The organism is Halomarina salina, from assembly GCF_023074835.1.
GTDB lineage: Archaea > Halobacteriota > Halobacteria > Halobacteriales > Haloarculaceae > Halomarina > Halomarina salina.
Window position 1 is genome coordinate 2,636,389 of sequence record NZ_JALLGW010000001.1, and the last position, 25,255, is coordinate 2,661,643.

The 25,255-nt window shown below is 68.7% G+C and carries 31 protein-coding genes and 1 pseudogene; 17 read left to right on the forward strand and 15 right to left on the reverse strand.

What is annotated here, in order from left to right:
* Positions 1–139: 139 nt before the first annotated feature.
* From MX571_RS13595 to MX571_RS13615, 5 genes are all read left to right on the forward strand, one after another.
* Positions 140–1,054 carry an AAA family ATPase gene (locus tag MX571_RS13595; protein WP_247417645.1) on the forward strand — a complete coding sequence of 305 codons (915 nt, stop codon included), beginning with the start codon at positions 140–142 and terminating at the stop codon, positions 1,052–1,054.
* Positions 1,051–2,343, forward strand: a complete 1,293-nt coding sequence (locus MX571_RS13600; protein WP_247417649.1) for a VWA domain-containing protein — start codon at positions 1,051–1,053, stop codon at positions 2,341–2,343. Before MX571_RS13595 ends, MX571_RS13600 begins: the two co-directional genes overlap by 4 nt.
* A gap of 64 nt (positions 2,344–2,407) precedes the next feature.
* Positions 2,408–3,547 carry an XdhC family protein gene (locus tag MX571_RS13605; protein WP_247417652.1) on the forward strand — a complete coding sequence of 380 codons (1,140 nt, stop codon included), beginning with the start codon at positions 2,408–2,410 and terminating at the stop codon, positions 3,545–3,547.
* A 45-nt stretch (positions 3,548–3,592) separates the two neighbouring features.
* Positions 3,593–3,871: a hypothetical protein gene (locus tag MX571_RS13610; protein ID WP_247417654.1), complete on the forward strand. Its 279-nt coding sequence runs from the start codon at positions 3,593–3,595 to the stop codon at positions 3,869–3,871.
* 144 nt (positions 3,872–4,015) lie between these two features.
* Positions 4,016–4,252, forward strand: a complete 237-nt coding sequence (locus MX571_RS13615; RefSeq protein WP_247417656.1) for a hypothetical protein — start codon at positions 4,016–4,018, stop codon at positions 4,250–4,252.
* Between the two features lie 25 nt (positions 4,253–4,277).
* Here the strand turns inward: MX571_RS13615 and MX571_RS13620 are convergent, their stop codons facing one another.
* Complete coding sequence (locus tag MX571_RS13620; RefSeq protein ID WP_247417658.1) at positions 4,278–4,868, reverse strand: TetR/AcrR family transcriptional regulator; 591 nt, start codon at positions 4,866–4,868, stop codon at positions 4,278–4,280.
* 178 nt (positions 4,869–5,046) lie between these two features.
* On the opposite strand from MX571_RS13620, the gene phaZ reads away from it, so the two are divergent.
* Positions 5,047–5,973 (forward strand): intracellular short-chain-length polyhydroxyalkanoate depolymerase, encoded by a 927-nt coding sequence (gene phaZ, locus MX571_RS13625; RefSeq protein ID WP_247417660.1) that lies wholly within the window; start codon positions 5,047–5,049, stop codon positions 5,971–5,973.
* A gap of 32 nt (positions 5,974–6,005) precedes the next feature.
* Here the strand turns inward: phaZ and MX571_RS13630 are convergent, their stop codons facing one another.
* Positions 6,006–6,743: a fumarylacetoacetate hydrolase family protein gene (locus MX571_RS13630; protein WP_247417661.1), complete on the reverse strand. Its 738-nt coding sequence runs from the start codon at positions 6,741–6,743 to the stop codon at positions 6,006–6,008.
* 99 nt (positions 6,744–6,842) lie between these two features.
* Here MX571_RS13630 and MX571_RS13635 point away from each other — a divergent pair, with 99 nt between their 5' ends.
* The 3 genes from MX571_RS13635 to MX571_RS13645 all read left to right on the forward strand — a co-directional run bounded on the left by MX571_RS13635 (position 6,843) and on the right by MX571_RS13645 (position 8,619).
* Positions 6,843–7,565: a metal-dependent hydrolase gene (locus tag MX571_RS13635; protein ID WP_247417663.1), complete on the forward strand. Its 723-nt coding sequence runs from the start codon at positions 6,843–6,845 to the stop codon at positions 7,563–7,565.
* Positions 7,566–7,777: 212 nt separating this feature from the next.
* Complete coding sequence (locus MX571_RS13640) at positions 7,778–8,128, forward strand: HalOD1 output domain-containing protein (RefSeq protein ID WP_247417665.1); 351 nt, start codon at positions 7,778–7,780, stop codon at positions 8,126–8,128.
* Between the two features lie 92 nt (positions 8,129–8,220).
* Positions 8,221–8,619 carry an OsmC family protein gene (locus MX571_RS13645; RefSeq protein ID WP_247417667.1) on the forward strand — a complete coding sequence of 133 codons (399 nt, stop codon included), beginning with the start codon at positions 8,221–8,223 and terminating at the stop codon, positions 8,617–8,619.
* 146 nt (positions 8,620–8,765) lie between these two features.
* On the opposite strand, the gene MX571_RS13650 is transcribed toward MX571_RS13645, so the two are convergent.
* Positions 8,766–8,915: a rubrerythrin-like domain-containing protein gene (locus MX571_RS13650; RefSeq protein WP_247417668.1), complete on the reverse strand. Its 150-nt coding sequence runs from the start codon at positions 8,913–8,915 to the stop codon at positions 8,766–8,768.
* Positions 8,916–8,991: 76 nt separating this feature from the next.
* The gene (locus MX571_RS13655) at positions 8,992–9,546 is read right to left on the reverse strand and encodes a class I SAM-dependent methyltransferase (protein WP_247417671.1); all 555 of its coding nucleotides are present in this window, start codon (positions 9,544–9,546) and stop codon (positions 8,992–8,994) included.
* Positions 9,547–9,666: 120 nt separating this feature from the next.
* Between MX571_RS13655 and MX571_RS13660 the strand changes: the two genes are divergently transcribed.
* Positions 9,667–9,831 carry an HEWD family protein gene (locus tag MX571_RS13660; protein ID WP_247417674.1) on the forward strand — a complete coding sequence of 55 codons (165 nt, stop codon included), beginning with the start codon at positions 9,667–9,669 and terminating at the stop codon, positions 9,829–9,831.
* A 92-nt stretch (positions 9,832–9,923) separates the two neighbouring features.
* On the opposite strand, the gene MX571_RS13665 is transcribed toward MX571_RS13660, so the two are convergent.
* Positions 9,924–11,006 (reverse strand): DUF7973 family transport facilitator, encoded by a 1,083-nt coding sequence (locus MX571_RS13665; RefSeq protein WP_247417677.1) that lies wholly within the window; start codon positions 11,004–11,006, stop codon positions 9,924–9,926.
* Positions 11,007–11,167: 161 nt separating this feature from the next.
* Here MX571_RS13665 and MX571_RS13670 point away from each other — a divergent pair, with 161 nt between their 5' ends.
* On the forward strand, positions 11,168–11,593 hold the full coding sequence (locus tag MX571_RS13670; protein WP_247417680.1) for a hypothetical protein: 426 nt from the start codon (positions 11,168–11,170) through the stop codon (positions 11,591–11,593).
* Between the two features lie 48 nt (positions 11,594–11,641).
* Here the strand turns inward: MX571_RS13670 and MX571_RS13675 are convergent, their stop codons facing one another.
* Complete coding sequence (locus MX571_RS13675; RefSeq protein ID WP_247417683.1) at positions 11,642–12,400, reverse strand: ribonuclease H-like domain-containing protein; 759 nt, start codon at positions 12,398–12,400, stop codon at positions 11,642–11,644.
* A 70-nt stretch (positions 12,401–12,470) separates the two neighbouring features.
* Here MX571_RS13675 and MX571_RS13680 point away from each other — a divergent pair, with 70 nt between their 5' ends.
* Entirely contained in the window at positions 12,471–13,043 is a 573-nt protein-coding gene (locus MX571_RS13680) for a hypothetical protein (protein WP_247417686.1), read from the forward strand.
* 33 nt (positions 13,044–13,076) lie between these two features.
* Here MX571_RS13680 and glpK read toward each other — a convergent pair whose 3' ends face one another.
* The 4 genes from glpK to MX571_RS13700 all read right to left on the reverse strand — a co-directional run bounded on the left by glpK (position 13,077) and on the right by MX571_RS13700 (position 19,430).
* On the reverse strand, positions 13,077–14,546 hold the full coding sequence (glpK, locus tag MX571_RS13685; RefSeq protein ID WP_247417689.1) for a glycerol kinase GlpK: 1,470 nt from the start codon (positions 14,544–14,546) through the stop codon (positions 13,077–13,079).
* Between the two features lie 109 nt (positions 14,547–14,655).
* The gene (locus tag MX571_RS13690) at positions 14,656–15,345 is read right to left on the reverse strand and encodes a metal-dependent transcriptional regulator (RefSeq protein ID WP_247417693.1); all 690 of its coding nucleotides are present in this window, start codon (positions 15,343–15,345) and stop codon (positions 14,656–14,658) included.
* A gap of 84 nt (positions 15,346–15,429) precedes the next feature.
* Positions 15,430–16,401 (reverse strand): DUF368 domain-containing protein, encoded by a 972-nt coding sequence (locus MX571_RS13695; protein WP_247417696.1) that lies wholly within the window; start codon positions 16,399–16,401, stop codon positions 15,430–15,432.
* Positions 16,401–19,430 (reverse strand): oligosaccharyl transferase, archaeosortase A system-associated, encoded by a 3,030-nt coding sequence (locus MX571_RS13700; RefSeq protein WP_247417698.1) that lies wholly within the window; start codon positions 19,428–19,430, stop codon positions 16,401–16,403. Before MX571_RS13700 ends, MX571_RS13695 begins: the two co-directional genes overlap by 1 nt.
* A 93-nt stretch (positions 19,431–19,523) precedes the next feature.
* Here MX571_RS13700 and MX571_RS13705 point away from each other — a divergent pair, with 93 nt between their 5' ends.
* Positions 19,524–20,504 (forward strand): glycosyltransferase family 2 protein, encoded by a 981-nt coding sequence (locus tag MX571_RS13705; RefSeq protein WP_247417700.1) that lies wholly within the window; start codon positions 19,524–19,526, stop codon positions 20,502–20,504.
* Between the two features lie 24 nt (positions 20,505–20,528).
* Positions 20,529–20,888, forward strand: a pseudogene (locus tag MX571_RS22720) (cupin domain-containing protein); the annotation flags it as partial.
* Positions 20,889–20,931: 43 nt separating this feature from the next.
* Here the strand turns inward: MX571_RS22720 and MX571_RS13710 are convergent.
* Positions 20,932–21,777 carry a TrmB family transcriptional regulator gene (locus tag MX571_RS13710; protein WP_247417702.1) on the reverse strand — a complete coding sequence of 282 codons (846 nt, stop codon included), beginning with the start codon at positions 21,775–21,777 and terminating at the stop codon, positions 20,932–20,934.
* A 158-nt stretch (positions 21,778–21,935) separates the two neighbouring features.
* Between MX571_RS13710 and MX571_RS22460 the strand changes: the two genes are divergently transcribed.
* Together MX571_RS22460 and aglJ are read left to right on the forward strand one after the other, a co-directional pair.
* Positions 21,936–22,061 (forward strand): DUF8595 family protein, encoded by a 126-nt coding sequence (locus MX571_RS22460; protein ID WP_282594490.1) that lies wholly within the window; start codon positions 21,936–21,938, stop codon positions 22,059–22,061.
* 155 nt (positions 22,062–22,216) lie between these two features.
* Positions 22,217–23,236, forward strand: a complete 1,020-nt coding sequence (gene aglJ, locus MX571_RS13715; protein WP_247417704.1) for an S-layer glycoprotein N-glycosyltransferase AglJ — start codon at positions 22,217–22,219, stop codon at positions 23,234–23,236.
* A gap of 55 nt (positions 23,237–23,291) precedes the next feature.
* Here the strand turns inward: aglJ and MX571_RS13720 are convergent, their stop codons facing one another.
* The 3 genes from MX571_RS13720 to MX571_RS13730 are packed head-to-tail and all read right to left on the reverse strand — an operon-like array spanning position 23,292 to position 24,271.
* The gene (locus MX571_RS13720; protein ID WP_247417706.1) at positions 23,292–23,621 is read right to left on the reverse strand and encodes a DUF5789 family protein; all 330 of its coding nucleotides are present in this window, start codon (positions 23,619–23,621) and stop codon (positions 23,292–23,294) included.
* Between the two features lie 45 nt (positions 23,622–23,666).
* On the reverse strand, positions 23,667–23,942 hold the full coding sequence (locus MX571_RS13725; RefSeq protein WP_247417708.1) for a HalOD1 output domain-containing protein: 276 nt from the start codon (positions 23,940–23,942) through the stop codon (positions 23,667–23,669).
* Positions 23,939–24,271, reverse strand: a complete 333-nt coding sequence (locus tag MX571_RS13730; protein WP_247417710.1) for a DUF7344 domain-containing protein — start codon at positions 24,269–24,271, stop codon at positions 23,939–23,941. Before MX571_RS13730 ends, MX571_RS13725 begins: the two co-directional genes overlap by 4 nt.
* 202 nt (positions 24,272–24,473) lie before the next feature.
* Between MX571_RS13730 and MX571_RS13735 the strand changes: the two genes are divergently transcribed.
* On the forward strand, positions 24,474–24,683 hold the full coding sequence (locus MX571_RS13735; protein WP_247417712.1) for a ribbon-helix-helix domain-containing protein: 210 nt from the start codon (positions 24,474–24,476) through the stop codon (positions 24,681–24,683).
* A 61-nt stretch (positions 24,684–24,744) separates the two neighbouring features.
* On the opposite strand, the gene MX571_RS13740 is transcribed toward MX571_RS13735, so the two are convergent.
* The gene (locus MX571_RS13740) at positions 24,745–25,140 is read right to left on the reverse strand and encodes a JAB/MPN domain protein-containing protein (RefSeq protein ID WP_247417715.1); all 396 of its coding nucleotides are present in this window, start codon (positions 25,138–25,140) and stop codon (positions 24,745–24,747) included.
* Positions 25,141–25,255: the final 115 nt, after the last annotated feature.

Sequence of the window (25,255 nt, forward strand, 5' to 3'; positions counted from 1 at the left end):
TGGTTCTCCCCCAGCCGACGGCGTCGTCGTCACGGTCGCCGTGGCCGTCGCTGACGACGCGGCGCTGGGGGGAGAACCACGGCCGACCGACGCGGCTGCTAGCGAACGACATAGTATCCATGACCTACTATCGACTAGCATGACCGACCGACCGGCGACGGCGTTCGCGGACGTGACGGAGGACGACCTCCGGGCCGTCTTCGACGACCAGTCGTACGTCGCCGAGGACGACATCGTGACGACCGTCCTGCTGGCGCTCCGCCTCGGCAAGCCGCTCCTGGTGGAGGGCGAACCGGGGGCCGGCAAGACCGAACTGGCGAAGGTGCTCGCGGCGGGGTTCGACACCGACCTCGTCCGCCTGCAGTGTTACGAGGGGCTGGCCGCCGAGAGCGCGCTGTACGAGTGGAACTACACGAAACAGCTGCTGGCGGTGCAGTCGGGCGACGACGACGGCTCGGTGTTCGACGAGGACTACCTCCTCGAACGCCCGCTGCTGCGCGCCCTGCGCGGCGAGGACGGCCCGCGCGTCCTGCTCATCGACGAGGTGGACCGCGCCGACGAGGAGTTCGAGGCGCTCCTGCTGGAGGTGCTGAGCGACTTCCAGGTGACCGTTCCGGAGTTCGGTACGGTCAGCGCGACGACGCCGCCCATCGTCGTCATCACGTCGAACCGGACGCGCGCGCTGAGCGACGCGCTGAAGCGACGCTGCCTCTACCTCCACGTCGAACCGCCGTCGTTCGAGAAGGAGCGCGAGATACTCGCGCGGAAGGTGCCCGAACTCGACGGCGCGGTGGCCGCCGAACTCTGCGGGATGACGAGCGAACTCCGAGAGGAACCGCTCCGGAAGCCGCCCGGCGCGGCCGAGACCATCGACTGGGCGCGGGCGGTCGCCGAACTCCGTCGAGACGACGGCACCGACCCGCTGACGGCGGGGGAGATTCGCAGCACCCTCGGCTGTCTGCTGAAGGAGGTCGAGGACATCGAACGCGTCGACGACGCGATGCTCGAACGACTCGCCGAGGCGGCCGAGACCGCCCGGCTGGAGGCGGAATGACCGACCCTCCGGACTTCGTCGCCGCGCGCGACCACGTCCGCGACGAACTCGTCCGGTTCGTCCGCTCGCTGCGGCGGGCGGGCGTCCACGTCCCAGCCAACAGCGGGACGACGGCGGCCCGCGCGCTGGTCGAAATCGGGTTCGACGACGAGGCGACGGCTCGCGTCGCCCTCCGGGCGTGTCTGGTCACCGACGCCGACGACTTCGCGACGTTCGAGCGCCAGTTCTCGGAGTTCTGGCGACGGCTCACCGCCGGCCTCGACCCCGAGGGGCCGGCACCGCGCCGCGACGACGGTCCGGAGGGGACGCTCGCTCCGCTGGGTGGGGACCCCGCACCGGGGGAGTCGGGCGACGACAGGGCGGCGAAGAACGACCGCGAGCAGGCTGACGACGAGGGCGGAGAGGATAGCTGGCGGACGACGTCGGCCGAGGGTGCCATCGTCTCGTCGCGACTGGACGAGGAGGAACGCGAGCGGACGGAGGCGGCGTGGTACAGTCCGACCGCAGGCACGGAGCGCGTCGCCGCGGCGACGGCAGAGAACCCGACGGGCGGGTTCGACGAGGTGACGGACGCCCTCGCCTCGCTGCGGGGGCGACGCTGGCGCGGTGGCGGCGACGACGGCGCCGACGTCCGTCGGGCCATGCGGACGAGTTTCGAGACGGGCGGCACCGTCGTCACGCTCCCGCAGCGCCAGCGCCCGCCGACGGCGGTCCGGGCGCTCTGGCTGGTCGACGTCAGTCGCTCGGTGCTCGACACCGTCGACCGGTCGTTCCTGCTGAGCGTGCTGCGCCGGGCGCGCGCAGACTGGCGCGACTGCCGGGTGTTCTTCTTCGACGAGGACTGCCGCGAGGTGTCCGCGTCGTTCGACCACCCGACGGCCGCCGCTGCGCTGGACGCGCTGGACCGGGCGGAGGCGGAGTGGGGCGGCGGCACCCGCATCGGGCAGTCGCTCGCCGGACTCCGTCAGGAGGCCCCCGACGCCGTCGACGCGCGGACAGTCGTGTTCGTCGTCAGCGACGGCCTGGAGATGGGCGACACGGACGTGCTGGAGCGGGAACTGGCGTGGGTCTCGCGGCGCGCCGAGGCCGTGCTGTGGCTCAACCCGCTGGCGTCGTCGCCGGGCTACGAACCGACGGCGCGGGGGATGGCCGCCGCACTGCCGTTCGTCGACGGCCTGTTCGCCTTCGGGACGCCCGCCGACCTCGCGGAACTCGGGCGGCAGGTCCGCCGCCACGGCACCACCGGACGCATCGGCTACGAGTACGACCCGCGACGGGGGGTCTCGTGACCCGGCGGCCATCGGCCGGGCACCCCGAACCCCGTCACTCACCAGAAACCCGTCACTCACGACCATGACAGAGAACGACTGGAGCGTCCCCGAGACGGACCTCTTCGACCGACTCCGTACCGCCATCGAGACAGACGCCGACGCGGTCCTCGCCACCGTCGTCGCCGTCGAGGGCAGCGCCTACCGCCGCCCCGGCGCGAAGATGCTCGTCGACGCCGACCGCGGCGGCGCGGGCAGCATCACCGCCGGCTGCCTGGAGGACGAGGTCCGCCTGCTCGCGGAGGACGTCCTGGAGGCTGGCGAACCGCACGTCGAGACCTGGGACCTGACCGGCGACGACGAGATCTGGGGCCGGGGCGTCGGCTGTAACGGCGTCATCACCGTCCTCCTCGAACTGGTCGACGACACGCTCGCACCGGCGCTCGACGCGGTAGCCGGCGGGACCGACGTCGGCGTCGCCACCGTCGTGGGCGGCGACCTGCCGACCGGCGACCGGAGCGTCTACCGGCCCGACGACGGATTCGGCGACGCCGAGGGCACCGGACTCCCCGACTGGCTCACCGACCGCGTCGAAGCGCCCCTCGCGGACCTCGTCGAAGACGGGAAGAGCGAGACGCTCACGGTCGAGGCCGAGGAGGGCACCGTCGAGGTGTTCCTCGACGGTATCACCGCGCCGCCGGACCTCGTCGTGTTCGGCTCCGGGCACGACGTCGGCCCGGTCGTCGAACTGGCGAAACTCGTCGACTTTCGCGTGACCGTGGTCGCCTTCCGCGGCGCGCAGGCGCTCCAGGAGCGCTTCCCGCAGGCCGACGAGGTGGTCTCGGCGTCGCCGCGCGACGTGGCCGACCTCCGGGAGTGGGACGACGACACCTACGCCGTCGTGATGAGTCACAACTTCGTCGACGACCGGTTCACGCTCGCGGAACTGCTCGACACACCCGTCCCGTACATCGGACTGATGGGGCCGCGCGACCGCTTCGAGGAGATGCGCGAGGAGTTCGACGAGGAGGGCGTCGAGTTCAGCCGCGACCAGCTCGACCGCGTCCACACGCCAATCGGCCTCGACCTCGGGGGCGACGCGCCGTACCAGATAGCGTACAGCATCGTCGCCGAACTGCTCGCGGTGGCGAACGACCGGACGCCGCGACACCTCAGCGACCGCGCCGGCCCCATCCACGACCGGGTGAGTCTGTCGACCGAGTGAGCCGGCATCCCAAGCTACATCACCGTCTTCGGCGGTAGGTCCCCCATGAGTCCGACGGTCCACGAACTACGCAACGAGATCCGACTGGCGGTCGGCCGGTACGAGCGCGTCGAACAGACGGGGTTCACGAAGGAGTCGCTGGCCGCCATCGCCGAGGCCGTCGGCTACACGCCCGAGACGGTCTCGCGCCCGCCGAAGGGGCAGGTGCGGGCGGGCATCCGCTGGAAGGTCGGTCTCCGCGAGGACGACGACCCGGACGCTGGCGGTGGGACGTTCAGGAAGGCCGACCTGCAGGCGATAGCCGAGTTCCTCCGAGAGGAGTAGGGTCGTCGGGGACCGGTACTCCGGCGACTCGGGCACGACGTGACCGCAGATTCTCATCGACTACCGGTCGAGACGTGTGTGGGTCACACAGCAGCGGTGGCACGTCGCGGGAACGTTATCCCCTCCCCCAGCGAATCCTCGGGTATGGCCCTGCTCGAAGCGCTGGTCATCTTCGTCGTCGGCTACGTCAGCGGGACGGTAACGCGCTGGTTCGCCGGGTTGGCGGCCATCTTCGCCCTCCTGCTCGCGATCCTCGGCCTCGCGGCCCCGGGCTGGTTCCTGAACCTCCTCGACCCGGTGCTCACGTTCTACGAGGGCAACGAACTGCTGTTCCTCTCGGGGTTCCTGTTCGCTATCGCACACCGAGAGCGCGGGGAGTGAGGGAGACGGTCGGTCGTTCCGTCGCTCAGTCGTCGCGTTGCAGTGACGCGAGCCACCGGTCGACGCCCTCGCGGGTCCGCGTCATCACGTCGTCGTCCGTCGTCGCCTGCCGGAGCATCGCGCCGTCGATGGTCGAGAGGAGGGTGTCCGCGGCCACCTCCGGGTCGACGTCGTGGAACCGGCCGCGTTCGACGTCCTGCCGGACGAGTTCGACGAGCGTCTCGCGGAACAGGCGGTCGAACAGCGTGAACTGCTCGCGGTAGTCGGCGTCGGAGGCCGCCTCCGCCCGCATCTGGATGAACGCCGCGCGGAACCCGGCACGTTCGTCGTCCAGTTCGCGGGGGAGGATGCGGTCGACGAGTCGCTCGGTCGAGTCGATGTCGTCGCCCTCCAGCACCTCGGCGTTGCGGTCGATGAGCCACGAGATGAACTCGACGAGCAGGTCGTCTTTCGTCTCGTAGTGGTAGTACAGCAGCGACTTCGACTTCTCGAACTCGTCGGCGATGTTCTGGATGGTGAGGTCCGCCGTCCCGTTGTCCCGGAGCGCGCGGTACGTCGCCTCCATGATGGCCTCGCGCGTGCCCTGACACCCACCCTCGCCGTCGTCCCCGCTCATTATTGACTGAATATTCAGTCAGTACCGAAAAGCGTTACGAGTGAGCGGACGACGCCGATACCGGCGCAGTCTACCCGAACCGACAGCGACGGAGCCCATCAAAGTCCCGGTAGTCGGCTGGCCGCTCCCTTCGTTTCACTGGGCGAATAGTTTTCTCTGAACGACGCCTCTTCGGGGTATGCCAGTCGCTGCAGTACCCGACCTGTCCGTCGAATCCGTCGACCTCCCGACCGGTGAGACCGTCACCTACCGCCACCGAGAGGGCGAGATACCCCTGCTCCTGCTCCACGGGAACATGACCTCCTCGAAGCACTGGGACCTCGTGCTCGACGCCATCGACGAGCGGTTCGACTGCTACGCGATGGACATGCGCGGGTTCGGCGGGTCGACCTACGAGACGCCGGTCGAGTCGCTCGCCGACTTCGCCGAGGACGTCGGGCCGTTCGCCGATTCGGTCGGCCTCGACTCGTTCCACCTCTGGGGCTGGTCGACCGGTGGGGGCGTCGCGATGGCGTTCGCCGCGCGTCACCCCGAACGCGTCCGGCGACTCGTCCTGATGGCCTCCGTCGGCACGCGGGGCTACCCGATGTACCGGACCGACGAGCAGGGCACCCCCACGGACGAACCGCTCACCACCCGCGAGGACATCGCCGCGGCCCCGGCGCTCGTCCCGCTCCTCCAGGCCCACGAGACCGAGGACCGCGAGACGTTCAAGGCGGTCTGGAACCAGCTCATCTACACGGACGAGCAGCCAGAGGAGGACCTCTACGACGACTACGTCGACGACATGCTCACCCAGCGGAACCTCGTCGACGTCTACCACGCGCTCGCTCACTTCAACGTCAGCGACGAGGCGAACGACTACGGCGAGGGGTCTGGACGCGCCGCCGATATCACCCACCCGACGCTCGTCGTCCACGGGGACCGCGACCTGGTCATCCCCCGCGAGATGGTCGAACAGACGGTCGACGACCTGCCGAACGCGGAGTTCGTGGAACTGTCCGACTGCGGTCACTCGCCGCCCGTCGACGCGCTGGGCGACCTGCTGGCCGTCGCCGAACCGTTCCTGCTGGAGGAGGTCGAAGCGGACGTCGAGAGCGAGTAGATCCGAGAGATCGGTCAGAACCCGCCGCGACGCTACGGAATCCGCACGTCGTTGCGGAGCGTCCCGATACCCTCGACCTCGACCTCGACCGTGTCGCCGTCTTCGAGCGGAGCGACGCCCGCGGGCGTCCCCGTCGAGATGACGTCGCCGGGTTCGAGGGTCACGTACGTCGTGATCTCCTCGACGAGTTCCTCGACGGAGAAGATGAACTGGTCGCGCGAGGAGTCCTGTCGCGTCTCGCCGTTCACGCGGAGGCTGACGCGGGCGTCCTCCGGCACCTCGTCGGGCGTGGCGACGACGGGGCCGAACGGTGCGGCCTGGTCGAACGCCTTCCCGCGGACCCAGTTCTGCTCGATGTTCTGGTCGTCGCGGTTCGAGAGGTCGTTGAGGCAGGTGTAGCCCTCGACGTACTCCATCGCCTCGTCCGCAGAGACGCCCTTCGCTCGCTCGCCCATCACGACGGCGAACTCCGCCTCGTGGTCGATGCGCTCCTTGCCGCTCGGGAGCGTCACCGTCTCCTCGTGGGCGGCCACGGTGTTCGGCCCCTTCAGGAACAGCATCGGGCGGTCGGGGAGGTCGGCGTCCTGTTCCTCCGCGTGGTCCGCGTAGTTCAGGCCGACGCAGACGATCTTCGAGGGGTCGCTCGGCGGGAGGAACTCGACGGACGCGGCGTCGTACGTCTCGCCGTCGGCCGTGAGTTCGCTGTCGTCGTCGCTCAGTTCGCCCCGGTGGACGGTGCCGTCGGCGTCGCGGAAACGTGCGAGTCGCATGGCTTCGCCTTCGGTGCCCGCGTGTTAACTCTAGCTCAAACCGAGGTCCCTGCCCCCAGGCGTACCGTTAAGCAGCCGGCCCGAGTGGACGCGACCGACATGGAACTTACCTGGCACGGCCACTCGACGTGGCACGTCACGGTCGGCGACACCGACCTCCTCATCGACCCGTTCTTCGACAACCCGAAGACCGAGAAGGGACCTGACGACTTCGACCCGGACTACCTGCTGCTCACCCACGCCCACCAGGACCACATCGCCCACGCGGGCGAGTTCACCGACGCCACCGTCGTGGCGACGCCCGAGGTCTGCGGGTACGTGGAGGCCGAGATGGGACTGGAAGACCACATCGGCGGGATGGGGATGAACCTCGGCGGCACCGTCGAGTGCGGCGACGCGTTCGTCACGATGCACCGCTCGGACCACACGAACGGCGCGAACACCGGTTACGAGTACGACCTCGGGATGCCCGCGGGGTTCGTCATCGCGGACACGAAGCCGACGCAGGTCGCTGACGAGGAGTCCACCTCGTTCTACCACGCCGGCGACACCGCGCTGATGCCGGAGATGCGCGACATCATCGGCCCCTACCTCGAACCCGACGCCGCAGCACTGCCCGTCGGCGACCACTTCACGATGGGGCCGTGGCAGGCCGCCGTCGCGGCCGACTGGCTGAACGTCGACCACGCGTTCCCGATGCACTACGACACGTTCCCGCCCATCGAGATCGACACCGACGAGTTCGTCGACGAGGTGAAGGCGACCGGCGGGTCCGCCGAGGTCCACGTCCTCGACGGCGACGAGTCGTTCACGCTGGAGTGAGCGGGTCGTCTCACGTCTGCCCCCGGTCGCCGGTGGGCGTGTGTCACCCCGTATACTGCGATTCCGAGTCTCAGTAGATTTATGCTGAGTCGCACCTTAATTAGCCCGAAGAACGCGGGACTCTCGGTCTCTCGAACGGCGCCCTCTCGACTCGTTGCGTCGACGTGATTACTCGAACACCAGCGACCGTAGTCACCGCTTCGCCACCACCCATGACACACCACCGTACCAGCCACCTGGCCGAAGAGGCGTGGAAGACCGACGGCTCCGACGTGCAGGTTCCGTTCGTCCCGGGAGACGAGTCCATCTGCGAGACGGTCGTGCTGGCCATCGCCCGTCGAATCGGCGACGCTCCGGCGCGGATTCCGCTGCTACACGACGCGGTGGACGTCGACGCCCTGGAGGCGCTGTTCGACGGCCGGTACGAGGGGACCGCGCTCGACACGGTCCGCGCGGTGTCGTTTCGGTACGCCGACCACCTCGTCCGTATCTACTCGACGGGATGTGTCACGCTCACCCAGCTGGACGACCCCGGAACGTCGTCGGGTGGCGCCACGGCGTAGGGTCGTCGGGCACCGCCGGGACAGGGCCGTCGTCGAACCCACCGCGAAACGGCGCATCTTTTTGTGTACGTCGCGCGCACGTGACGAACGCTATGGCAGATGTCGAAGCCACTACCACGTCAGAAGAGGGGTACACGAGCGTCAGTCGCGTCGGCGACTTCGAACTGACCATCGACGCGACGGGGGAGGACGGTCCCGACCCGAACCAGGTGCTCGCGGCGGACTACGCCTCCTGTTTCATCCCGGCGTTCCGCGTCGGCGGGAACAAGGAGGGCCACGAGGACCTCGGCAAGATCACCGTCGAGGTAGAGGGCGACCTGAACGACGACGACGACCTCACCGCGGTTCGCTTCGTCATGCACGTCGAGGCGGACCTCGACGACGACGAGTTCGACGCCATCGTCGAGCGCGCCGAGGACATCTGTCACGTCCACGACTCGCTCAAGGAGTCGCTCCACGCCGAGATTACGGTCCACGGCGGCCAGTTCTGAGCGGCCCGTCCGACCTCGTTTTTCTTCGCAGTGTCGTCGAGGGAGGTAGCGTATCGAGCGACTGCTGGACCGGTGCGGTCACTCGGAGGCGTCCGGTCGAGAAATCCGGACGGAGCCCGTAGACGCGGACCCCGCGGAACCGCCGCTTACTCGCGGGCGACGGCGATGTTCTTCGTCTCGCCCCCACACTCCGGGCACGGCCCGACGTACTCCTCGGAGACGATGCGGTTCTGGCACGCCAGGCACTCGAACACGGCCTCCTCGGGCGTGTACGGATCGACAGTGTTCAGGCTCATACGCGCGAGTCGAGAGTCCTCGGACAAAGATGTTACGAGTTAACACACCACAAGAGACGAAGGATGTACTAGCAGATTAAGGTTCGCGACGGAGCGAACAGACGAACGTCTCCCGGCGTTCGGAGGCGAACTCGACCGAAAACCCGGCAGCCTCGAACGCCGACGTGCAGTCGTCGAGCATGAACCGTTCGTCGAGCGGCGGTCCCTCGCCGCCGTCACCGTTGGCGGTCCAGTCGGCGATGCCGACCCGCGCGTCGGGTGCGAGGGTGCGGTGGAGTTCCGCGAGCGCCTCGTCGCTGTGAAACTCGTGGTACGTCATCGTCGAGAACGCGCCGTCGAGGTGGCCGTCGGGGAACGGCAGGTCGTCGACGGCCGCCTCGACGAGTTCGACGCTCTCGGGGACGCCCTTCTCCCGGTAGAAGTCGTGCATCTCGTGTTGCACGTCGACGGCGTAGCAGGTCTCGACGTACGGGGCCACGTCGTCGGTGTAGAACCCCGTCCCGCTCCCGAGGTCCGCGACGACGCCGCCCTGGTCGAACAGCGCGAGGAGTTCCTCGGCCGAGCAGTACCGGTAACGCGAGGCGTCTTCGAGGTTCGGCGCACGCTCCGGGTCGTACGTGTGGAAGCCCATGGCGGGTGGAGGCGGCGCGGGCACATAGTCCTGCACCGTCGCCACGCCGTTTCCGGCACCGTCACGAAGCCGCCCACTGCTGGCGTCGGATTGATACCGCTGGGCGCGTTTCTGGTTCCTATGGTGCGAATCACACCGCCGACCGAGCGGGCCTGCGAACGCTGTGGACGCGAGGACGTCTGGGACACGGACGTACAGTCGTGGGTCATCGGCGGCGCGGAGGGCGACCCCTACTGCCTCCACGAGTGGGACATCAACGGAACCTACAACCCCGTCGCGGAGTGACCGAGGCGCGGCGGAGGCCGTCGTCACTGTGAAACACTGCTCGTCGAACTCTGTGAAGGAACTGCGCTCGTGTCAAACGGACGAGCGACGGCTCAGAACGGGAGACTCGTGACGACGCCGGCCAGGTCGAGGACGGCGACGACGAGACTGCAGACGAAGACGGCGGCGAACGGCGCGTCGAAGTGCGTGTCGCCGTGAGCGTAGAACGCGCGTTCGAGGAGTTCCGAGCAGAGCGCCGTCGCGAGACCGGCGACGGTACCGACTCCCAGCGCGACGGGGAGCGACACCGACTCGGCGAGCGTCGCCGCCGTCGCGTCCGCCGGAGCGAGAGCGAGGACGGCGATTCCCGCCACGAAGGCGACGTGGTACGCGACGGGCACCTCTTCGGTGAAGGCGAACCCGAGGAGCGCCGCGGCCGCGAGTCCGAACGGCAGGAACGCGCTGGCGGTGACGTAGGCGAGGGCTGACGCGACCAGACCAGCGCCGACGCCGAGCGCAGCGACGGTCCGCCACTCGCACTGGTAGGGGAGGAACGGTTCGACTACGAGGCGCGTCGTCGGGTCGGTCGGCCGGTCGCTGGTCGCCGAGCGCTCGCCCGTCTGCCGGGACGGTCCGTTGCCGAGCGTGCTCCCGCCGTCGGTCATCGGTTCGCGGCGCTCGCCCCGGTCGTACGGCGAGACGTCGAGCAGTCCCCCGCGAATCTCCCCGACCAGCGGGTAGCCGAGGGCGACGCGGTGGGCGAACGCCGAGACGACGACGGTGGCCGCGACGGGGTCGAACGGCGCGCCGACGGTCGCGTACACCCAGGCGACGCCCGCACCGAAGACGCCGAAGACGGCTCCGACGAGCAGCGCCTTCGACTCGCCGCCGAGCGGTCGCGTGACGTCCTTCGCCGGGTGGTAGCGGAAGGAGGGGTCCATGTAGCCGCGGCGAGCGGCGAACGCCGCCGCCGCGACGCCGCCCCCGAGGACGACGTGGGGACCGAGCCAGACGCTGTACCCGAGCGGCGTCGGGACGGCGGCCGGGACCGACACGTCGAGCGCGGCGAGCAGTTCGCCGACGAGGACGAGACAGCCCAGCGCACCGAGCGCGAGGTAGCCGCCGAGCGCCGCACCGACCGCACCGCCGAGCGCCGCGACGGCGACCAGCACCGCGACCGTCACCGGGTCCACCACTACCGCTCACCTCGCCGACGCACGTACATGTCACCCACTGGTGGGGAGGGGCAGAAAGGCGTGTCTACTTCCCTCGGAGAACGGACCGTTCAACGGGTTTATGTGCGTCAATCGATGGAGAGGAGGTATGCATCGGCGAGGGAGAGGGAGGGCGACCGTGGATGCGTGACTCGCTGTGTCGAGACCTGACCGGCACGTTCGTCGGCTGCGACGGCGAGCCGACGCGCGCGACCTGTAGCTTCCACGACCGGCCCTGCGTCCTCGGGGCTGGCGACGTCCTCCAGCTAGAGGTCGAACGGATGGACGGCGAGTGGACGCCCCTGTTCCACCGCTGTGACAGCCACGCCGTCGACGAGTTTCCCGACGAACACTCCGTTCACGGTACCGACCAGGCGCTGGTCACCGCCCGCCTCGAACCGACCGGCGCACACCTCCCCGCGACGGGTCACTACGATCCGGACGCGCTCACCATCGGCAACGTCGAGGTGCAGGACGTCTCGGCAGCGACCGAGGGTCGACGCTCGCCGCTCGCCGACCGGGACACGCTCACCGACGGGGACGCGCTGTCGGAGGGCGACGAACGGTAGCCGGGAGAGAACGGGTGACGCGCAGCGAGGAGGTTCAGTTCTCGGTGTTCAGACGAGTCCGCCGGCGCAGTCCTCGTGGAGGGTCGTCGACAGGTCGTCCATCAGCGTCCGGAGGTTGACCGCGTCGTCGCGGTTGTACGACACCAGCGTCTCCAGGGAGCCGGTCTGCCCGCGTTCGTACTCCTTCCACAGGCGCACCGCGTCGCGCCCCGAGATGTCGGGGCGGTCGCGCTCGATACCGACGTCGTTCTCGATGGCCTTCAGCCCGCCAGAGAGACCGACGCGCTTGCAGGCGTAGCGCAGGTCGAGGTGCGCCGCGTCGAGGTCGATGTCGTAGCTGGTCTCCAGGAAGGGGACGTCGAACGTCGTCCCGTTGAACGTGACGAGCAGCGGCGCGTCGAGCGCCTCGCGGAGCGCCTCGCGGGTCAGCGGTTCGCCGACGATGGGGTCGGGGTCGTTGACGAGCGTCCGGACCTCGCCGTCGCGGAGCAGGCTCACCGTCGTCACCTGGTCGCGGTGGTGGGAGAGGCCGGTCGTCTCGATGTCGAAGTAGCACGCCGCGTCGCGGAAGTCCTCGTACAGTCGCCAGCGCTCCTGGCTCGGGAACGCCTCGTCGAAGAAGCGGGCGTCGCTCGCCGCGAGGTGGTCGCGACCCTGCTCGATGAACGTCGCGATGCGCTCGCCGGTCGTCTCGCCGACCGCGTCGCGTTCGAACTCGTCCCAGTGGGTGATGCCCTGCTCCCACAGGCGGCGCTCGGTCGTCTCGCCGACGCCCCGAACGGGGATGAAGCTGTTCTCGATTCGCACGCCTCCACTCGGATTCGCCGACAACTAAGGGCTTCGATGAGTTCATCTCCTCGGCGGCGAATACGGTCGCGTGAATTCTCGCACGGCGGCTACCCTCCTCGTAGCTCTCTGTCTGCTCCTCGCTGGCTGTCTCTCCCCTGCGGTCGCCGACGAGTCGACGCCGACACCCGACGGCGTAGCGACGCCCGACGACCGGTTCGACCTCCGGGTCGCGAACGACGCGGACCGCGAGGTATCCGTCGTCGTCTGGTTCGTCACCGGTAGTCTGGACGACGTCGTCGTGACGAGCGCCGACGGGACGAACGCGACGTACTCCGTCGCCGACCTCCGGGGAGCCCCGGTCGCCGTCGAGAACGCGACGAGCGTGACGCCTCGCGGCGACGTCGACCGCTCGGTCGGTCTGCGCCTCTCCGCCGGCGTCGACGGTGTCGCGCAGGCCGACGTCTCCGGCGTCGAGTCCGTCGTCTACGCGGTGTCGGCAGGCGGTGACCAGGTGGACGACGGCGAGGCCGTCCGCGCCGGCGTGAACGAGACGGTCCAGTACGTCGGCGTCGGCAGCTGTTCGGCTGGCGGGGTCGTCACCGGTCTGACGCTGAACGTCGACGGGGCCTCCGCTACCGCACAGGTCACCTGCGACGGCTGACGTGGACCCGCTCCACTCAGCCCGAAGCGCTCCTCACTCCTCGCGTGCCCAGTCTCGCGCTCGCTCGACCGCCTCCTGCCAGCGGTCGTACCGTCCGGCGACGGCCTCGTCGCTCGGGACGAACCGGGCGTCCCCGCGCCACTGCTCGCGCAGGTCGTCGGTCGAGTCCCAGAACCCGACCGAGAGACCGGCGGCGTAGGCCGCGCCGAGCGCCGTCGTCTCACCGACCGCCGACCGGACCACCTCGACGTCGAGCGCGTCGGCCTGGATGCGACAGAGCGCGTCGTTCTCCACCGCGCCGCCGTCGACGCGGAGCGCGTCCATCGAGCGGCCGCTGTCCGCCTCCATCGCCTCGGCGACGGCGCGCGTCTGGAACGCGATGGCCTCCAGCGTGGCGCGGGCGAGGTGCGCGCTGGTCGTCCCCCGGGTGAGACCGACGACGGTCCCGCGGGCGCGCTGGTCCCAGTGTGGCGCGCCGAGTCCCGAGAACGCCGGGACGCCGAACACGCCCTCGGGCGACTCGACGCTCTCCGCCAGCGACGCGCACTCCTCGGGGTCGTCGACGATACCGACGTCGGCCAGCCACTCGACGGCCGCGCCGGTGGTGAATACGGAGCCCTCCAGCGCGTACTGGGGCGGTTCGCCCTCTCGCTGGTACGCGACGGTCGTCAGCAGGCCGTGGTCGCTCCGCACCGGTTCCTCGCCCGTGTGCTGCAGGAGGAACGACCCCGTGCCGTAGGTGGTCTTCGCGCTGCCGGGGTCGAAGCAAGCCTGGCCGAACAGGGCGGCCTGCTGGTCGCCGAGGACGCCCGCGATGGGGACCGGTTCGGTGAACATCCCCTGTGCCGTCGTCTCGCCGAACGACCCGCTGGAAGGTCGTACGTCCGGGAGCGCCGCCATCGGGACGCCGAACTCCTCGCAGAGCGTCTCGTCCCACGCACAGCGCTCGATGTCGAACAGCATCGTCCGGGAGGCGTTCGTCACGTCCGTCGCGTGCTCGCCGCCCAGCGACCAGCAGAGCCACGCGTCGACGGTGCCGACGAGCACCTCGCCAGACCGCGCCCGCTCGCGGTGGTCCTCACGGTCCAGCAGTCGCTCGAACTTCGTCGCCGAGAAGTAGGCGTCCGGTTCGAGGCCGGTCCGCTCCCTGATGGTCGCGCGCAGGTCGTCGGCGAGTCCGTCGATACGGTCGGTCGTCCGGCGGTCCTGCCGGACGATGGCGGGCGCGAGCGGTTGGCCGGTCTCGGCGTCCCACGCGACGGCCGTCTCGCGCTGGTTCGTGATACCCAGTGCGACGGGGTCCTCGCTGAACCCCGACCGGAGGCGCGCCAGCACGTAGTTCACGTTCGCCAGTAATTGGGTCGCGTCGTGTTCGACCCACCCCGGTTCCGGGTACGACTGTTCGTGTTCGAGGTACTCGCGAGCGTGGACCGCCCCCGACCGGTCGACGGCCATCGCCCGCGTCCCGGTCGTGCTCTGGTCGACGGCGACGACGTACTCCATACTCGTCCGCGGCAGGCGGACGGTTAAACTGTCGGGGCTACGAGTATCGTCCGAGAACGAACGTCGGCTCTTCGTGAACGACTAGTCGCTACTCCTGAACGACCGTGTTCTACTCCTGGACGACCTCGGCCTCGGGCGAGACGCGGATGAGCCGAGCGACGTCCGCGGGGAGGCTCTGCTCGCCGCTCGGTCCGGTGACGGTGACCATCCCGAACGGGGCCACCTCGACGACCTCCAGTGCTGCGCCGGGGCGGACGCCCGCGTCCGCGAGGTAGTGAAGTTCCTCGTCCTTGCGGTGTCTGACCCGCTGGACGACGACGCGGTCGCCGACGGCGCACTCGTCGAGTCGCTTGCCGGGGGCGTCCTCGGGGCGCGAGAGGTCGGCGCCGGGGATGGGGTCGCCGTGCGGGTCGACGACCGGGTCGCCGAGCGCTTCGGCGATGCGCGCCTCGAACGTCTCGCTGATGTGGTGTTCGAGCCGGTCGGCCTCCTCGTGGACGTCGGTCCACTCGTAGTCGAGCGCCTCGGCGAGGTACGCCTCGATGAGCCGGTGGTGGCGGAGCACCTCGATGGCGACCGTCTCGCCCTCGGGCGTGAGACGGACGCCCTTGTACTTCTCCCGGTCGACGAGCCCACGGTCCTCGAGTTTGTCGAGCATGCTGGTCACCGTCGGCGCGGTGACGTCGAGCCGGTCCGCGATGGCGGAGGTGGCGATGCGCTCGGCGGAGGCGTCGTCGCCCGCCTCGCGTTCGAGGACGTAGATGGTCTTCAGGTAGTCCTCCATCACGGCACTGAGCATACTGGAGAGAGCGGACAGGTGGGTAAAAACGGTTCCCCTCGAACCGGGTCGCCGGTCGTCGGTCGCCGGTCCCCGGGTGCCCGACTACTTCGCAGTCGGGGCTGGGCGCTCCTCGCCGTCCGCGTCGAGGTCGATGTCGCCGGTGACGTAGTCGACGCCGAGGACGAGGACTGCGCCGACGACGAACGAGGCGAGGATGGCGAGCGTCGTCGTCGTCGTCCACGCCTCGACGTTCACGAGCACCTGCTCGGCGGGGTAGTACAGCGCCCCGACCATCAGCGCGACGAGGAACGTGAGCGTCGCCCTGCGGTAGTGGGTCAACGCGTACTTCACGGCGTGAGCGACCGAGAGCAGGCCGACGACCGCGCCCAGGCAGAACGTGACGACGACGGTGCCCGGTTCGACGAGCGTGTCGAGACTCCCCCCGCGGGCGACGTCGAGCAGTCGGTCGGTGAACGCCGACAGCGTCCCCGTCAGGTAGGTGTACTGCCCGAGCAACAGCAGGATGAGCGACCCGGAGATGCCGGGGAGGATCATCGCCGAGATGGCGATGGCCCCGACGACGAACAGTACCGGGAGGCTGTTCGGGAGCGCGGTACCCACCTCGACGGCTGCCACGACGGCCAGCGCGAACCCGGCGAGGCCCGCGAGCACCCGCCCCCACGAGCCGAGGTCGATCTCGTCCCGGAGGACGACGGCGCTGGCCGCGATGAGGCCGAGGAAGAACGCGAACATCAGCGCCGGCGCGTGCTCCTGGGCGTACTCGACGATTCGCGCCACGGACACCAGGGCGGTGACGATGCCGAGGCCGAGGGCCATCAGGAACGGGATATCCATCTCGACGAGGCGCTCGCGGAGGCGGGTCCGCCCCGCCGCCCTCGTGACGCCCGGCAGGAGCGCGAGTGCGCGCGGGTCGAGTTCGGTGATGGCGGTCACCAGTCGCTCGTAGATGCCCGTGATGAGGGCGATGGTCCCGCCCGAGACGCCGGGGACCGCGTCGGCGGCCCCCATCGCGATACCCCGGAGGTAGACACCGAGGTACGCTCGAACGGACATCAGGCGACCTGCGGTCGGGTCGCGTAGACGCCCGGTGCGGCGAGCGCCGACGCGTTCGACGCGTTACCCGACCCGTTCGTCGACGTGTTACCAGACCCGTTCGTCGAGTCGTTTCCGGTCGCGTCGGTGCCGGTCGTGTTCGCGGTCTCGTTCTCCGAGACCGACGTTCCGGGGTCGGCGGTGGCGTTGGTCGCGTTACCGGACGCGTTTCCGCTCTGGTTGCCTTCGGGCTGGATGGTCGTCGTCTGGTCGAGCGACACCTGCACCGGCGCGTCGTCCTGGCCGAGCACCTGCGCCTCGGTCACGTCCGTCGTCGTGTTGTAGACGGTCTGCGAGCCGTTCTCGTTGCCCTGCACCGTCCGGAACTCGTACTGACCGGTGGCACGGACGCTGACGTTCGTCTGCCCGCCGTCCGGGCCGACCTGATCGTAGCCCGTCGAGGAGTACGGCAGCGTCATCGTGAACTGCCCGTCCTCGCCGGTCTCGGCCTGCTGGACGTAGTTGAACGTCTCCGACTGCGTCCCGTTCTGCGTCGGGATGCGCATCGTCACGCTCGCGGTCACCGTCGAGTTGGCTGGGCCGGTCCCCTCGACGGTCGCCCCGTCGACGCGCTCGAACGTCTTCACCCACGGGCCGACCTGGTTGGCCGCCTCGCTGGCGTGGACGAGCCGGTAGTGTTCGAGGGCCGGGACGTACTCGGTCGGGATGCCCTGCAGGCCACCGATCTGGGAGGTGCTGTCGGTCTGGACGTACTCTCTGGCCTCGGCCATCGTGTCGAACTGCATCGTGCTCGCGTTGGTCGGGAGGTTCCTGCTGCCGCCACCCCACGAGACGTCCTCGTTGGACCAGTCGAGCACGAGCACGTTCCCGTTCGGTAGCGTCGGACTCGTCGCGCTGCCGTGGAACTTGTAGAGACGCACCCGCATCGACTCGTAGTGCGCCTGGTTGCGGACGTAGACCGCCGCCTGTGGCTGCGTTCCGGGAGCGTACTGCGTGTAGAGGGGCGTCCGGAGCAGCGCGTTCTCGCCGCTGCCGTAGGCGTCGACGCCGATGTCGTCGAACTGCGTGGGAGCGGTGTACTTCGCGGACCGCGGGTCGGCGAGTTTCCAGTCGACCATGACGTACCGGGTGCCCTCACCCTCGCCTTCGGTCGTCATGATCTCGTTCGCCGCGGACTCGTTGGTGTTCAGCAGGAAGTTCGCCGCCGTACTGGCCCCCTGCTGGAACGGGTTGGCGTTCGGGATGCGGTTCCCCTCGACCGTGATGAAGTGACCGTAGTCCCACCACGACATGACGCCGTAGGTTCCCGGTCCGTACTCGTAGTCGCCCGTACGGGCGAACTGCCCGTAGTACTCCAGCTGCTCGTTGTTCGCGTTGGCGGCGCCGTACTGGCCCTCGTCGGGCGTGTTGTTCGCGAGCCACCCGAGGCTCCCCTCCCACTGGGTGACCTCTCCGGGGCCGTTCGACTCGGCGGACTGGACCGACTGGAGCGACAGCCCACCGTTCAGAAGCGGTCCGCTGATGGCGGCGAACGGTGCCACGACGACGAGGAGCAGGACGAACACGGTCAGCACCTGCGCGGTGTCGAGGTCGGTTGCCGACTCGGTCGCGCCGAGACCGGCGAGGCGCACGACGTAACCGACGACGAACGCCGTCAGCGCAGCGACCGGGACGGCCACGTAGTAGTCGAAGCGGTTCTGGGTCAGCGTCGCCAGCACCATCAGGACGAACCAGGTGACGAGCAGCAGCGACTCGCCGCTCGGTTCGTCGTCGAGCAGGTACTTCGCGAGGAGCAGGATGCTCCCGATGCCCGCGATGAAGAACGTGAACCCGTAGCGAGCGGAGAAGAACTGGCCCGCATCCCCGAGGGGGACGGGCTGTGCTTCGTTGACCGTCCGGACCTGCGCGTTCGCGTCCAGCCCGTAGATGCGGAGGAACTGGTCGACGAAGTACGAGAACGTGTCGGGGACGACGAGCCAAGCGAGCAGTGCGACCGCCGCGATTCCCCCTACGAGCGCACCGGGGAACAGCGTCCGGGCGTCGTCACGGCCCTCGACGACGCGAGCGAGTGCCGCCACGACGACGAGGACGGCCGCGAGACCGAGGAAGGCGACCGGCTGGAGCAGGGTGAAGTCCGACGCGGAGAGGGCGAACTCGGAGATGCGCACCGCCGAGAGGAGGGCCGCGACGACCGACATGACGACGCCGGCGATGGCGACGTGTTCGGGACTGTGGCCCTTGAGGAAGACGACCACGAGGTGCAGGAGGAAGAAGAGCCCGAGCACGGAGACGAAGAAGATGGCGGGCGGCCACACCCAGACGTAGAGCGCGAGCGCGACGCCGGCGAGCACGGCGTAGCCGACGGTGCGACGGAGCGTACCCCACTCGCGTGCGCGGAACTGTTCGTAGACGGGGCGTTCGCGCTGGGCGACGCCGACCGAGACCATCACCGCGAGGACGGCGACGACCTGGAACAGCACCTCGGCGATGTGGTGGTCCGAGAAGCCGACGAGACTCCGGAAGAGGAACGCACCCGGAGTCAGCGCCAGCACGAGGACGGCGATGACGCCGCCGAGTCGGCCGCCGAATCGCTTCGCGATGAAGTACGCCGGGATGGCGACGAGCGTCCCGAAGACCGCGGGGGCGAACAGGAGGGCGGTCGTCGTCGCCTGGTCCTGGGGCATGAACAGTCCGAGGACGAGCGCGCCGAGTGCGATGAGCTGGTCGAACAGCGTCCCGAACTGCCCCGACGCGGTCCCGACGGGGAAGCGCGTCCACGGGTCGAACGGCATGGTGAACGGGAAGTTCCGGACGGTGTAACTCGTCGCGCGGAGGTGGTACCAGGCGTCGTTCCCTCGGAACAGGAACTCGCCGCTCGACGAGAAGTTCTCCCACGTCTTCACCCGGTTCCACAGCATGAACACGAGAAGCAAGGCGACCGCGGGGATGTGATACAGCTCCCGGACGCGTCCGAGGACGGAGTCGGTGTCGAACGTCAGCCCGTCCTCACGCTCCGTTGGCTGACTCATTGGTTTCACAAACCCCAAAACCCGCATAAGCCTTTTGACCTCGCCCCGAGGTGAATGGAAAACCCCTTGCCACGGCGCGGTAGAGCCACTCCTATGCGTGTCTCGGTCGTCGTCTGTACACACACGACAGAGCGGTACCCCGACCTGAAGGAGGCGGTCGAGAGCGTCCTCGCCAACGACTACCCGGACCGCGAGGTGGTCGTCGTCAGCGACGGGAGCGAGGCAGTCCACGAGTCCGCACTGGCCGACTTCGGCGACCACGACGACGTGGTCGTCCACATGCACGAGACGAACGACGGTCTCCTGACGGTCCGGAACGTCGGTGCGAGCGTCGCGTCGGGCGACGTGGTCGCGTTCATCGACGACGACGCCATCGCCGAGGAGGACTGGCTGGACGAACTCGTCTCGGTGTACGACCGGTCCCTCTGGCCGTGGCTACCCAACGGGGGTGACGCCGAGGGTGGTTCTGAGAGCGACGAAGACGACATTCTCGCCGTCGGCGGCAGGATGGTCCCCGCGTGGGTGGCCGGTGAGCCGTCGTTCCTCCCGGAGGAGTTCTACTGGCTCATCGGCGTCACCCACCAGGGGTTCGCCGACGGGCCTGGCGAGGTGCGCAACACGAACGGGTCGAACATCTCGTTTCGCGCCGAGGTGTTCGAGGCGCTCTCGGGGTTCGACACCGACGTCGGCGGCCGCCAGGGTGACAACCACCTCCAGGGCGGCGAGACGGAACTGTGCGCGCGCCTACGCGAGGAGTACGACGTGGGCGTCCAGTACAACCCGGACGCGGTGGTGGCGCACAAGATATTCGACTACCGAACGGACCCGCGCTGGCTGGTCGAACGCGCGTTCTGGCAGGGCTACTCGAAGCGGGGGATGGAGGTGTTCGTTCCCGAGTCGACGGGCGAGGAGGCCGAGTTCCTCTCGGCCCTGCTGTTCCGGTTCGTCCCCGGACGGGTGCGCGACCTCGTCGACGAGTTCTCGGCGGCGAAGCTGTCACAGCTCGTGATGCTGGTCGTCCTCACCGGTGCCGTCGGTCTCGGCTACCTCTACGGCGTCGTCAAGTGGCGGTAGGCGCCGTCACAGGCAGCCGCAGGGATATCTCGGGCGGAAACGACCGGTGAGCGTGGGCATCGTGAACCGGGACGACCTGGACAGGAGGACGAGGAGGGCAACGCACGGTTCCGGCGCACGCAACTCGGCACTGCGGCCGGTGGCGAGGAACTGGGCTGTGACCTGTTCGAACTCGACCCCGGCGACGAGGCGTGGCCCTACCACTACCACACCGCGAACGAGGAGTCACTCTGGTACCTGCTACTCTCGACGATGAACGACCCGGACGTGGCCGTCTACCCCGACTCGGGGAAGGTCGGCCTGTTCGTCGCGCCACCCGGCGCTCGCGGTGAGCGCTCCGTCCACGGCTACTACCGCATCGACGACGACGTGGACTACTGGGAGGGTGAGTGGGCGTCTCGTCGCCGCCGGACACCGGGGCGTAGCGTCAGGTTCCGTCTCGCACCGCCGCGCCCTCGCTCTCGTACTGCCACGTCAGGTCGAAGAACCGGCCGAGACCGGCGACGAACGCGCCGTTCTCCGTGATCGCCGCCTGCCGGAGGTGGTTCGGCACGTCGTCCTCCTGGACCAGCAGGATGGCCTCGCCGCCCTCGTAGGAGAACGTCGGGTCGGCGAACGTCCCGCGCCACGGTAGCTGTTCGGTGGAGTAGCGGACCGCCACGTCGTGGTCGGCGAGGCGGTCGACGACGGCCGCCTGTCGCCCGCGCTCGTCGGTCGACAGGAGGTCCGGGTGGAGCAACAGCACCTGCACCTCGACGCCCCGGTCGAGCGCGTCGAGGAGCGCCGGTTCGACGGTGTCGAAGTACTCGAACCCCTTCGAGAGGATGCAGATGCGGTCGCTCGCCTCGCGGTAGATGCGCCGGGTCTCGCGTTCGGAGGGGTCGCCGACGTCGACGACGTAGAACAGTTCCTCGGTGGCGGTGATGTCCTCGCCCGCGGCCTCGAACCGTGGCTGGAACTCGTCGAGGAACGCCTCGCGGTCGGCGTCGACGTCCTGCACGAACGACTCCAGTTCCTGCCGTCGGTTCTCCTTGGCGCGGTCGAGGATCGACGCCGGGTCGTGGGGCTGGTAGTGCTTCGGGCGACCGGGGATGATCTTCACGTACCCCTCGTCGGCGAGCGAATCGAGGACCCCGTACACCCGCGCCTTCGGGATACCGGCGGCCTCCGCGAGGTTCGGCGCGGTCGTCCGCCCCAGCGTCATCAGTTCCACGAGCGCCGTCTGCTCGTACTCGGTCAACCCGAGGCGGTCGAACACGTCCGTCTCGCTCATACGGAACCTGACCAGCGCTCGGTGGTAAAACCGCCGGTCACACGGCCGTACAGCACCGACGGGGGCGTCGAGTGCGCGCCATCCAGGGCCGGGGCGACCCGACCGACACCCAGAAAGAGTTATACGTCCGGGGTGAGTTACTCAGATAACGAGTAACCATGAGCGACACTACGAAAGAGGACGACCGGGCACATCTCGAAGGCGTCGAGGACGGCTGTGGCTGCGCGGAGATCATGGACCACCTCTCGGAACAGCGCGCCGCGGCGGCCTCGGACGACGACTGAGTCGGCGACGCGAAATCGACTCCCGTCTCTCTCCTCGCCCTCCCCCTGGCGACCGGACCCCCCGACAGACCGCAGCAGTACCGAAGCGCGCGCCGTATCGACCGACGGGGGCCGGAGGGTTTTTCAGCACGTGCGGTCGAACTTCCTCCAACCAGATGACCAACTCCGACGTGTGCGTGCTCATCCCGACCCTCGACGAGGCCGAGACCATCGGTCCGGTCATCGACGGGTTCGTCGAGGAGGGGTTCGAGAACATTCTGGTGGTCGACGGCGGGTCGACCGACGGGACGGCCGACATCGCACGTGACCACGGCGCACGCGTCGTCCAGCAGAGCGGAGAGGGGAAGGGACAGGCCGTCAGGGAGGCGTTCCGGTACGTCGACGTGCCGTACGTCCTGATGCTCGACGGTGACATGACGTACGACCCGGCCGACGCACCGAAGATGCTGGAACCGCTGTTCGAAGGGCGGGCCGAACACGTCATCGGCGACCGGTTCGCGGACATGCACGACGGCGCGATGCCCCGAGTGAACCAGTTCGGGAACCGCATCATCAACGGCGCGTTCGCGACCATCCACGGTCGGAACCTCGGCGACATCCTCAGCGGTTACCGGGCGTTCACGGTCGACTCCATCCGACGCATCGAACTGGAGTCCGACGGGTTCACCATCGAGACCGAACTCGCCGTCGAGTGCGTCAAACACGGCGTCCCGACGGCCGTCGTCCCCGTCTCCTACCACCCCCGGCCGGACGAGTCCGACACGAACCTCCACCCGGTCAAGGACGGGGGTCGCATCATCTTCGCGCTCTACAGCCTCGCGAAGACGAACAACCCGCTGTTCTACTTCGGGAGCGTCGGGACGGCGAGCGTCCTCGTCGGAACGCTCCTCGGCGCGTGGGTCGGCTACGAGTGGTGGTTCGCCGGCATCTCCCACCAGGTGTACGCCGTCGCCGCGGGCGTCGCCATCCTGCTCGGAGCGCAGCTCCTGATGTTCGCGGTGCTCTCGGACATGATCGTCGCCGTCAACCGGGAGCAGACGAACCGCCTCGAAGGGTTGGCCGACCGTATCAACGCCGACGGGCGCGACGTCTCCCGTCGTGCAGGGCCACTGACGGACGAGGACGTCAGGGAGCGAACCGCCGCCGAGCAGCGGGAACTGCGCGCCGAAGACTGAGACCGGGGACCGACGCCGAAGACTGAGACCGGGGACCGACGCCGAAGACCGGCGTTCAGAAGGGGACGAACGAACGGAGGCGGCCGACGATACCCGCCCGGTTCTTCTCGCGGGCCGTCTCGAAGACGGGGTGGAGCGCGTTGAGGAACGCCTGTTCGTTGTCGAACTGGGTCGTGGACACCTCGTCGAGTGCCTCACCGACGGTCATCGTCCCGCCAGAGGCGTCGAACGGCACCGAGACGTCGCCGACCGACTCGCGGATGGTCGCGGCGTCCGCCGGGAAGGAGAGGTCCGACCGGTCGAGTCGGGCGTCGAGTGCGGCGATGCCGAAGGCGACGGTGTCCGGTTCGTCGTCCAGGTCGTCCGTCGGTGGCCGTGCTCTCATTGGAGCGAGCTACGGGCGACAGCACTGAAAAGCCTGCGACCGACGTCAGTCGGTCGCGAACAGTTCGATTGTCCCGCTCGCCGAGACGACGACACGGTAGCCCTCGTACGGAAAGCGGACGGTCGTCCCCCGGTCCCTGCAGACGACCGCGTCGAGCGCGTCCGGGTCGACGCTGTACGCCAGCGGTGTGAGGCTCGTCGGGTCGACGTTCTCGGCGACGGCGATAGCACGGACGAGCACGTCGCTCGGCAGGTCGACCGCCGGATCGAAGTGCGTCTCTAGCTCTGACACCTCCTCCCCCTCGGTCTGGTTTCCGGTCACAACCAGCCGGGAGGGAGCTTCGAGGGGTTGTCGGCGAGCAGCGTCAACATCGGTTCGACGGCGTCGAACGCCTCGCCTCGGGAGACGACCCCGCGGTGGCGGTCCCAGTCGACGACCTCCGCGTCGTCGAGTTTGGGGAGGTGGACGTGGTGGAGGCGGGTCGGGACCTCCCCGTCCGCCTGCGGCACCAGTTCGTCGGGTTCGACCGACGACTCGGAGAGCAACGAGACCAGCAGACGGCGACGAAGGACGTCGTCGAGCAGTGTGAACGCTTCGTCAGTCGTTGGCGTGGTGACTGCGGTGTCACCCTCGGTGTTGGCTACGTTCATGGTTGACGGAACGCGTGTGAACCGTGTGATGCGGCCCGTCACGATGAGACGCGATGTTCGTATCGAAGCCTGGGTGGCTCGTACGCACACTGTGTAATCTCGGTTCCGGAACACTGTCGCGCGTCCCGACGCAAAAATCTGATGCTGGCGAGTCGAACCGGAATCGAAAACCGATAAGCGACTCCGGGACGACCCGGTGAGCATGACCGAGTACACCACGGTCTCGATTCCGAAGGACCTCGCCGCACGGGTCGAAGAGACCATCGAGGGGACGAGTTTCTCCTCGACCAGCGACCTCGTCCGGTTCCTCCTCCGGAGCATCGTCATCCAGCACCAGCGCGAGGGCCAGCTCAGCGAGGCCGAGTTCGAGGAGATCGCCCAGCAGTTGCGGGACCTCGGCTACCTCCAGTAACGTCGTTCGACCGCTGGGGCGACGAGACGGACGCTCCAGTCCGCCGGCGACTCCAGCAACGTCAGGTGACGGACTCCGACGGCGGCACGGCGTCGACAACCTGGACGGGGAGTTCCGACCCGGAGCGGTCGTACGCGACGACGGCGTCCCACGGGGGTACGGCGACGAACACCACCTCGTGGAGGTCGTCGCGCTTGCGTAGCCGGTCGTCGCCGTCCGGGTGGGAGACGAACCGGCCCTGCGTCCGGGGACTGGCGAGGTCCATCCCGAACACCGCCTGGACCGAACCGCCGGCGTCCGGGTGGTAGAAGTGCGTGAACACCGGCGTCTCCGGGTCGAGGTCGGTGTCGAGGTCGGCGGCCGTCGTCACCGTCAACCCGACCGTCACCCCCTGTGGGTCCCGGTCGTCGGCCATCGAGAGGAGGACGTCGACGAGCCCGGTCGTGATGTAGACCACACGTCGCGGGAGGGCGCCGGGCGCCAAGAACGCGTCGGCTTCGAAGGACTTGTGAACACCGCGTAATGTTAATTTATCATACAATATGCTTTTGAATGGTGGACGTTGTTGATTG

Coding starts and splice junctions, on each gene's coding strand:
- MX571_RS13695 (WP_247417696.1), bottom strand. CDS start 16,401: ATGTCCGTTCGAGCGTACCTCGGTGTCTACCTCCGGGGTATCGCGATG.
- MX571_RS13605 (WP_247417652.1), top strand. CDS start 2,408: ATGACAGAGAACGACTGGAGCGTCCCCGAGACGGACCTCTTCGACCGA.
- MX571_RS13630 (WP_247417661.1), bottom strand. CDS start 6,743: ATGCGACTCGCACGTTTCCGCGACGCCGACGGCACCGTCCACCGGGGC.
- MX571_RS13615 (WP_247417656.1), top strand. CDS start 4,016: ATGGCCCTGCTCGAAGCGCTGGTCATCTTCGTCGTCGGCTACGTCAGC.
- MX571_RS13730 (WP_247417710.1), bottom strand. CDS start 24,271: ATGAACGTAGCCAACACCGAGGGTGACACCGCAGTCACCACGCCAACG.
- MX571_RS13650 (WP_247417668.1), bottom strand. CDS start 8,915: ATGAGCCTGAACACTGTCGATCCGTACACGCCCGAGGAGGCCGTGTTC.
- MX571_RS13700 (WP_247417698.1), bottom strand. CDS start 19,430: ATGAGTCAGCCAACGGAGCGTGAGGACGGGCTGACGTTCGACACCGAC.
- phaZ (WP_247417660.1), top strand. CDS start 5,047: ATGCCAGTCGCTGCAGTACCCGACCTGTCCGTCGAATCCGTCGACCTC.
- glpK (WP_247417689.1), bottom strand. CDS start 14,546: ATGGAGTACGTCGTCGCCGTCGACCAGAGCACGACCGGGACGCGGGCG.
- MX571_RS13705 (WP_247417700.1), top strand. CDS start 19,524: ATGCGTGTCTCGGTCGTCGTCTGTACACACACGACAGAGCGGTACCCC.
- MX571_RS13655 (WP_247417671.1), bottom strand. CDS start 9,546: ATGGGCTTCCACACGTACGACCCGGAGCGTGCGCCGAACCTCGAAGAC.
- MX571_RS13635 (WP_247417663.1), top strand. CDS start 6,843: ATGGAACTTACCTGGCACGGCCACTCGACGTGGCACGTCACGGTCGGC.
- MX571_RS13645 (WP_247417667.1), top strand. CDS start 8,221: ATGGCAGATGTCGAAGCCACTACCACGTCAGAAGAGGGGTACACGAGC.
- MX571_RS13720 (WP_247417706.1), bottom strand. CDS start 23,621: ATGAGAGCACGGCCACCGACGGACGACCTGGACGACGAACCGGACACC.
- MX571_RS13620 (WP_247417658.1), bottom strand. CDS start 4,868: ATGAGCGGGGACGACGGCGAGGGTGGGTGTCAGGGCACGCGCGAGGCC.
- MX571_RS13690 (WP_247417693.1), bottom strand. CDS start 15,345: ATGCTCAGTGCCGTGATGGAGGACTACCTGAAGACCATCTACGTCCTC.
- MX571_RS22460 (WP_282594490.1), top strand. CDS start 21,936: ATGAGCGACACTACGAAAGAGGACGACCGGGCACATCTCGAAGGCGTC.
- MX571_RS13710 (WP_247417702.1), bottom strand. CDS start 21,777: ATGAGCGAGACGGACGTGTTCGACCGCCTCGGGTTGACCGAGTACGAG.
- MX571_RS13610 (WP_247417654.1), top strand. CDS start 3,593: ATGAGTCCGACGGTCCACGAACTACGCAACGAGATCCGACTGGCGGTC.
- MX571_RS13600 (WP_247417649.1), top strand. CDS start 1,051: ATGACCGACCCTCCGGACTTCGTCGCCGCGCGCGACCACGTCCGCGAC.
- MX571_RS13595 (WP_247417645.1), top strand. CDS start 140: ATGACCGACCGACCGGCGACGGCGTTCGCGGACGTGACGGAGGACGAC.
- aglJ (WP_247417704.1), top strand. CDS start 22,217: ATGACCAACTCCGACGTGTGCGTGCTCATCCCGACCCTCGACGAGGCC.
- MX571_RS13670 (WP_247417680.1), top strand. CDS start 11,168: ATGCGTGACTCGCTGTGTCGAGACCTGACCGGCACGTTCGTCGGCTGC.
- MX571_RS13640 (WP_247417665.1), top strand. CDS start 7,778: ATGACACACCACCGTACCAGCCACCTGGCCGAAGAGGCGTGGAAGACC.
- MX571_RS13735 (WP_247417712.1), top strand. CDS start 24,474: ATGACCGAGTACACCACGGTCTCGATTCCGAAGGACCTCGCCGCACGG.
- MX571_RS13660 (WP_247417674.1), top strand. CDS start 9,667: ATGGTGCGAATCACACCGCCGACCGAGCGGGCCTGCGAACGCTGTGGA.